Below are 7,858 nucleotides of genomic sequence, written 5' to 3'. Positions count from 1 at the left end.
GTGAAACGACTTTGCGCCGATGATAGTGCTGCAACCAGTGTGAAAGTAGGTTATCGTCAGGCTAGTTATATAGAAAAGCCCCACTCAGTGATCTGAGTGGGGCTTTTCGCTTTGGGCGATCGATACCATATCGAACGTCAAGAGACACCGATATCATTGTCAAACCACACCGACCCAGCAAGGACATCACGATGAACGTCTATCTCGCGGTAATCGACACGATGGCGGATTGGGAAATTGGCTACCTCACGGCCGAGCTGCACAGTCGGCGTTTCTTCCGCGATCCCGGGATGGCGTGCAGTCTCGTCAAACTCGGGGTGACCCTGGACGCGGTGCACAGTATGGGCGGCATCCGGTATGTGCCTGACGTGACGGTCGATACCGTTCAACTGCAAGAGGACGATCTGCTCCTGCTACCTGGCGGCGATGTCTGGACAACACCATTTGTAAAGCCACTGCTGGAATTGGCGCACGGCGCCCTCGACCAGGGGCACAATGTTGCCGCCATCTGCGGCGCGACGGTCGGTCTAGCCAGCACCGGCGCCCTAGACCGGCGTCGCCACACCTCCAATGATCTCGGATCGTTGCAAGCCGCCTGCCCTGCATACACCGGGCAGTCCCACTACCGCCATAAGCCAGCAGTTCGCGGCGACAACCTGATTACGGCGAGCGGCCTGGCGTCGCTGGAATTCTCGTATGAAGTGCTGAAGATGCTGAAGGTGTGGCGGCCGGCGACGGCAACCGCCTGGTACCGTCTGCACAAGACCCGGCAGGCATGCTGGTATCACGAGCTGGTCGCGTCGATGTCGCCCGAGGCCGAGGGGCCCGTGCCTGGATAGGCGAAGCATCCTTCCCGCTGGCTTCACGGCACAACCCGCAGTACAGTCACGGTATCCGTGACCACTCAGACAACGATGGACTATCAGCAGTTACACGCGCAACGCCGCTCGCACCCGGCCTGGCGGCTTCTCGCCGCAGACCATGCGCCCATGATCGCCAGCTTCCTGCACCACGTGTTTGTCGTGCCGAACGTGCGCACCATCGCGCGCCAGCAGCTGGTGTCACAACTGGACGACCACCTGTATCAGCTGCACCAGGTCAGCGGCGAGACCCTGTTCCCCAAAAGCGCTGCTGCTTATCTTGATGATTGGGCGTCCGACGAGCGTGGCTGGCTGCGTAAATACTACCTGCCCGGCGAAGACGACCCCCACTACGACCTGACGTCATCGAGCGAGCAGGCGCTCGAGTGGCTGCAGGGTCTGGGCCAGCGCGCGTTTATCGGCACCGAATCACGCCTGATGACGGTCTTTGATCTCCTCAAGCAGATCACCGATGGCACCGAACTCAATCCACGCGCGCGCATCGCCGAGCTGCAGTCACGGCGGGCCGACATCGATGCGCAGATCGCCCGGATCAGGGAAGGCCACTTGCCCCTGATGGACCCGACCCAGGTGCGCGAGCGTTTCCTGCAAATGGCATCGACCGCGCGTGAGCTGCTCGCCGATTTTCGCGCGCTCGACCAGAACTTCCGCACGCTCGACCGCAGCGTGCGCGAACAGATCGCCACCTGGGACGGCGGCAAGGGCGAACTGCTCCAGCAGATCTTCGCCTGGCGCGACCAGATCGCCGATTCCGACGAAGGCCGCAGCTTCCGCGCGTTCTGGGATCTCTTGATGTCGCCGGCGCGCCAGGACGAATTGAGCAAACTGCTCGAGCAGGTGATGGCCCTGGCGCCGATCCGCGAACTTGGACCGGATCTGCGCCTGCGCCGGATCCACTACGACTGGCTGGAAGCCGGCGAAGTCACACAGCGCACCGTGGCGCGTTTGTCCGAACAACTACGCCGCTACCTCGATGACCAGGCCTGGCTCGAGAATCGCCGTATCATGGAGCTGATTCGTCAGGTCGAACAAAAGGCGTTGGCGATGCGCGGGCAGGTGCCCGATGCGGATTTCGCCAGCGTCGATGCGGCCGGCCCGGACACCGGCCTGCCAATGGAGCGGCTGCTCTACACACCACCGTTCAAGGCCGATCTGCGCGCAGCAGTGCTCGAACAAGCCGACGCCACAATCGTCACCGATGCCTTGTTCGAGCAGGTCTATGTCGACCAGGCGCGCCTGACGGGCAATCTGCGGCGCGCGTTGCAGACGCGCAGTCAGGTATCGCTCGCTGCGGTGATCGCCGCGCATCCGATCGAGCAGGGATTGGCCGAACTGGCCACGTATCTGAAACTGGCAACGCAGGATGTTGCGGCCATGATCGATGATGAGCGCACCGAGTCCATCACCTGGACCGGAAGCGACGGTCGCCAGCGACAGGCCATACTGCCGATGGTGATCTTCACGCTGCGCGATACGAACCACGAAGAATAAAGCATCAATGAACGACGACAACCGACTCGGCCCTGTGCTGGTCAGCCTGTTCCAGGGCGTGCTGTATCGCGAGAGCGCCGAGACCCTTTGGCAAAGTCTGCTCGACCTGCAGGCGCGCGTGCGCGACTATTGCAGCGTGATCGGACTGGAACTGATCCTCGACGAAGCCGAGGGCTATGCCTATCTGCGCCAGCGCGCGCCCATGCCGGACGCGCCGGACATGCCGCGCCTGGTGCAGCGCCGCCCGCTCAGTTTCCCGGTCAGCCTGATCCTCGTTTTGCTGCGCAAGAAGCTGGCCGAATTCGATGCCACCAGTGGCGACACACGGCTCGTGATCGGGCGTGACGACATCGCCGATCAGATGCGCCTGTTCCTGCCCGATACCGCCAACGAAGCGCGCCTGCTCGACCGCATGGACACGCACCTGAACAAGGTCGTCGAACTGGGCTTTTTGCGCCGGCTGCGCGCGCAGGACGGCCAGTTCGAAGTGCGGCGTGTGCTCAAGGCGTTCGTCGATGCGCAGTGGCTCGACGACTTCGCGCAGCGTCTGGACAGCTATGCGACGCACGCCGGGTCGCTCGATGCGCGGGAGGGCGAATGAACGCGCCGCACGAAGCAGCGCACGAAGTGCAGCCGGACGTACCGGAGAGCGTTCTGCGCGCAGGGTTCCGGCTGCGCCGGTTCGAGGTCTACAACTGGGGCACATTCGATGCCCGTGTGTGGCGATTGCAGCCCGATGGCGACAATATGCTGCTGACGGGGGATATCGGCTCCGGCAAGTCGACCATCGTCGATGCGTTGACGACGCTGCTGGTCCCGGCCAACAAGGTCTCGTACAACAAGGCGGCCGGCGCCGACGCGCGCGAGCGCACGCTGCGTACCTATGTGCTCGGACACTTCAAGTCCGAGCGCGGCGATACCGGCATGAGCGCGCGCGCCGTCGCGCTGCGCGATCACCGCAGCTATTCGGTACTGCTCGGCGAATTCTGCAACGAGGGTTATGAGCAGACGGTCACGCTCGCGCAGGTATTCTGGTTCAAGGATCCGCGCGGCCAGCCCGAACGTTTCTATGTGGTGGCTGAAAGCGCGCTGGCCATCGCCGAGCATTTCTCGGGCTTCGGCAGCGACGTCACGCAGCTGCGCAAGCGCCTGCGCGCCATGGCTGGTGTGACGCTGCACGACAGCTTCCCCGCGTACGGCGCCGATTTCCGGCGCCGCTTCGGTATCGGGTCGGAGCAGGCGATGGATCTGTTCCACCAGACGGTCTCGATGAAATCGGTGGGCAACCTGACTGAATTCGTGCGCGAGCACATGCTCGAACCGTTCCCGGTACAGCCGCGCATCGATGCGCTGATCACGCACTTTGATAACCTCAATCGGGCGCATGAAGCAGTGCTGAAGGCCCGCGCCCAGATCGAACGGCTGCAACCGCTGACGGCCGATTGCAACCGGCACGCCGCGCTGGTGCAGCAGGTTGACGAGTTGCGTGGCTGCCGTGACGCACTGCGGCCCTGGTTCGCCCACCTCAAGGGCGAGCTGCTCGACAAGCGGATTGCCAACTGGGGCCTCGACGAAGAGCGCGCGGGCGCCAGGCTCGCGCAGCTTGCGCACGACCGGCGCACGCAGGCTCGCACGCGCGACGAACTCACGGCCGCCATCTCGGCCAATGGTGGCAACCGCATCGAGCAGATCCGCGCCGAGATCGCGCGCATCGAAGAGAGCAAGAAAGAACGCAGCGAACGCGCGCAAAAATATGACCTGATCGCAGGGGCACTTGGCCTGCCGGCGGCGGTCGATGCGGATACCTTCGACGCCAATGGCCGCGCCATCGCCGCGGGCCAGTCCGAGTGCGTCAGGCAGCGCGACGAGCGCAGCAACCGGCTGACCGAGGCGGGTGTGACGGTGCGCGAGCTGCGGCTGCTGCACGGCGAACTGACGGGGGAGCTCGAGTCGCTGCGCCAGCGCCGCTCGAACATCCCCCGCCAGATGCTGGCCGTACGCGCAGCATTGTGCGAAGCACTGTCGATCGCGCCGGATACGCTGCCGTTCATCGGCGAATTGATTCAGGTGCGTGACGACGAGCGTGCGTGGGAAGGCGCTGCCGAGCGCCTGTTGCACGCTTTCGGCCTGTCACTGCTGGTGCCCGAGGCGTACTACGCCCAGGTGGCCGCATGGGCCGAGCGCACGCATCTTGGCGCGCGGCTCGTGTATTACCGGGTGCGGCCGCAAGCAGCGATTCAGCCACCGACGCTGCACCCGCAGTCGCTCGTGCACAGGCTCGCCATCGAACCGGCCTCGCCGTTCTACAGCTGGATCGCGTATGAACTGGCGCGCCGCTTCGACTACGCCTGCTGCGAGAACATGGACCAGTTCCGGCGCGAACAGCGCGCGATCACCCGCAATGGCCAGCTCAAGGCCGGCGGCGAACGTCACGAAAAGGATGACCGGCGCACGATCGACGATCGCACCAGCTACGTGCTGGGCTGGTCGAACGATGCAAAGATCGCCGCCCTGGCCCGGCAGGAGCGTGACCTGGCCACGCGCATATCGGCACACGCCGCGCAGATCGTCACCCTCAAGCGCGAGGTGGAAGACGACAACAAGGTGTATGGCCTGTGGCAGCAACTGGCGGTGTACGTGCATTTCGCGGAGCTGGACTGGAAGTCGCTGGTAGCGTCGATCGACCGGCTGGAACGCGAGCAGGAAGAACTGGCCGCGGCGTCCGACCTGCTGCGCACCTTGCAGGAGCAGTTGCGCGCACTGGGCGACGCCCAGGTTGCGCTCGACGCGGACCATGCGGCGGCGGCGGCCCTGCTGGCGACCCTGGTCGAAAAGCTGCGCACCGCCCGCGAGCAGCTGGCGCAGTGCGATGTGCTGGCGGCGGCGGCCGACGAAACGATCCGCGCACGCTTCGTGGCATTGGCTGCGCTGCGTGAGCAGGCGCTGGGCGAACATACCCTCACGGTGGAGTCGTGCGACAACCGTGAGCGTGACATGCGCGACTTCATACAAGCCAGGCTCGATGCCGAGACCCGGAAGATCGAGCGCCTGCGCGACACGATCATCTCGGCCATGCAGGACTACGTGCGCACCTGGCCACTGGACGCGCGCGAAGTCGATGTCAGCATCGATGCCGCCGCCGAATTCCAGCGCATGCTGCACGTGCTCGAAGCGGACGACCTGCCGCGCTTTGCCGATAAATTCAAGGGTCTGCTCAATGAGAACACGATCCGCGAGATTGCCGGCTTCCAGTCGCAGCTCAAGCGCGAGCGCGAAACGATCCGCGAGCGGGTCGACACCATTAACGCGTCCCTGCATGCGATCGACTACAACCCGAACCGGTATATCGCCCTGGAAGCGGCGCCAAGCCTGGACGCCGACCTGCGCGACTTCCAGCAGGACCTGCGCAGTTGCACCGAGGGCTCGCTCACCGGGTCGGCCGACGAGGAATATACCGAGGCGAAGTTCTTGCAGGTGCGGCGCATCATCGAACGTTTTCGCGGGCGCGAAGGCAGCGCCGAGATGGATCGGCGCTGGACCCGCAAGGTAACCGATGTGCGCAACTGGTTCGTGTTCTCGGCGTCCGAGCGCTGGCGCGAAGACGATCGCGAGCACGAGCACTACACGGATGCGGGCGGCAAGTCCGGCGGCCAGAAAGAGAAGCTGGCCTATACCGTACTGGCGGCGAGCCTGGCGTACCAGTTCGGCCTGGAGTGGGGGGCGGTGCGCTCACGGTCGTTCCGCTTCGTGGTCATCGACGAAGCGTTCGGCCGTGGCTCGGATGAATCGGCGCGCTATGGACTGGAACTGTTTCGCCGCATGAACCTGCAACTGCTGATCGTCACGCCGCTGCAGAAGATCCACATCATCGAGCCTTATGTCGCCGGGCTGGGGTTCGTGCATAGCGAAGAAGGGCGTCAGTCGATGCTGCGGTACCTGAGCATCGAGGAGTACCGCGCCGAACGTGGGACGCGCGCGTGATGAGCGGACCGCGCACCGCCTGGTCGACGCCTGCCGATATCGTCGCCGGCGTGCAGCGGCTATGGGACAGCGGCGCCTTGCTCGCTGCGCGCCTTGATAACGCCCCGTTGTTCCCGTACGAGCTTCGCCTGCGCCAGCCCGGTGTTGCCGTCATGGGCGAGCAGTTCGAGCAGGTGCGCAGCTGGGTCGCCATGCTCAAGGCAGGCAGCCGCGCGGAGCAGGGGCACGGCTATGACCTGACGTGGCGCGACATCAATCATCGCCAGCTTGGGCGCAACAGCATCCCGTTTGCGGCAGTGATTGACACCGAGGCCGAGGCGCTTCGCATGATTGGCCGTGGCCGTGACGCGCGCCAGTTTGATACGTTAGCGGCCGCCACGCTGTCCTCCTTTCCTCAGCTGCACGCGTGGGTGCGCAGTCATCCGCGCAAGCTGCTCGAACATGCCAGCGGGTGGGAGCGCATCCTCGCGGTCCTGCACTGGTTCGTCGCGCATCCCCGACCGTCGATTTATCTGCGCCAGCTCGATATCCACGGCGTCGACACCAAGTTCATCGAGGCGCGCAAGGGGCTATTCGCCGAGCTGCTGGATCAAATCTTGCCGCCGGCGGTGATTCTCGATGCGACCGGGCCGCGCCAGTTCGAGGGGCGCTACGGTTTGCTGGGCAAACCACCCCTGATCCGTTTTCGCATGCTCGACGAGGCGCATTACATCGGCGGCTTGTCGGATCTGACAGTGCCCGTAACGCAGTTTGCGCAGCTGCACACGTGCGTCGAGCGGGTGTTCGTCACCGAGAACGAAATCAATGCACTTGCGTTTCCGCAGGTGGCATCAAGCATGGTGATCTTCGGTGGTGGATACGGCATTGATCGTCTGGCGCAGATCGATTGGTTGCGTGACCGCGACATCGCGTATTGGGGCGATATTGACACCCATGGGTTCGCAATTCTTGACCGCCTGCGTGCGGTCTTGCCAATGGTGCGTTCCCTGTTGATGGATACGGCGACCTTTCAGGCGCATCGCCACCTGTGGGGCAGCGAAGATGCCGACAAGCGTTTCACAGGCGAGCTGACCCGGCTCACGGATGACGAGCATGCGCTGTATGACGCGCTGCGCGATAACGTTCTGGGTGAGCGGCTTCGCCTGGAGCAGGAGCGAATTGCTTATGGATGGGTTACCACCGCAATTCAACATGGATGACATGATTGCCTTGCGGGCTGGTCCTGCGTTTGTTATAGTCTCGCTCCCTTGACGCAGAAGCATTCAAATGGATGCAGCAGCGAAAAGGGAAGAAAAAAAGAAGTTGACGAACATCGCAAAACACCGCATACTCTCTCTTCTCTGCTGCTGACGAACACAACGCTTCGTAGCAAACGGCAGAAGCAGCACCGAATAAAGTTCTTTAAAAATTAACAGTCGATAAGTGTGGGCGTTTGATGAAGGTGCCAAGAACTTCGGTTCTTGATTACTTAAATTATCAAATGTTCACAAAAAAGAAATACGTTG

General features: G+C 63.3%; 5 protein-coding genes. All 5 read left to right on the top strand.

What is annotated here, in order from left to right; translation table 11 throughout:
* The first annotated feature begins 191 nt into the window (after window positions 1-191).
* On the top strand, window positions 192-839 hold the full coding sequence (locus AC56LV_RS24410; protein WP_499561539.1) for a DJ-1/PfpI family protein: 648 nt from the start codon (window positions 192-194) through the stop codon (window positions 837-839).
* A 75-nt stretch (window positions 840-914) separates the two neighbouring features.
* On the top strand, window positions 915-2,372 hold the full coding sequence (locus tag AC56LV_RS24405) for a DUF3375 domain-containing protein (RefSeq protein WP_499561541.1): 1,458 nt from the start codon (window positions 915-917) through the stop codon (window positions 2,370-2,372).
* Window positions 2,373-2,379: 7 nt separating this feature from the next.
* Entirely contained in the window at window positions 2,380-2,973 is a 594-nt protein-coding gene (locus AC56LV_RS24400; RefSeq protein ID WP_499561537.1) for a DUF4194 domain-containing protein, read from the top strand.
* Complete coding sequence (locus tag AC56LV_RS24395; RefSeq protein WP_499561535.1) at window positions 2,970-6,353, top strand: ATP-binding protein; 3,384 nt, start codon at window positions 2,970-2,972, stop codon at window positions 6,351-6,353. The genes AC56LV_RS24400 and AC56LV_RS24395 overlap by 4 nt, the downstream gene beginning before the upstream one ends.
* Window positions 6,353-7,552 carry a Wadjet anti-phage system protein JetD domain-containing protein gene (locus tag AC56LV_RS24390; RefSeq protein ID WP_499561533.1) on the top strand — a complete coding sequence of 400 codons (1,200 nt, stop codon included), beginning with the start codon at window positions 6,353-6,355 and terminating at the stop codon, window positions 7,550-7,552. Before AC56LV_RS24395 ends, AC56LV_RS24390 begins: the two co-directional genes overlap by 1 nt.
* Window positions 7,553-7,858 lie beyond the last annotated feature (306 nt).

The organism is Telluria sp. RB2R28, assembly GCF_059685835.1.
Note: the sequence above shows the minus strand (reverse complement) of the source record. Positions and strands in the feature narration are given on the sequence as shown.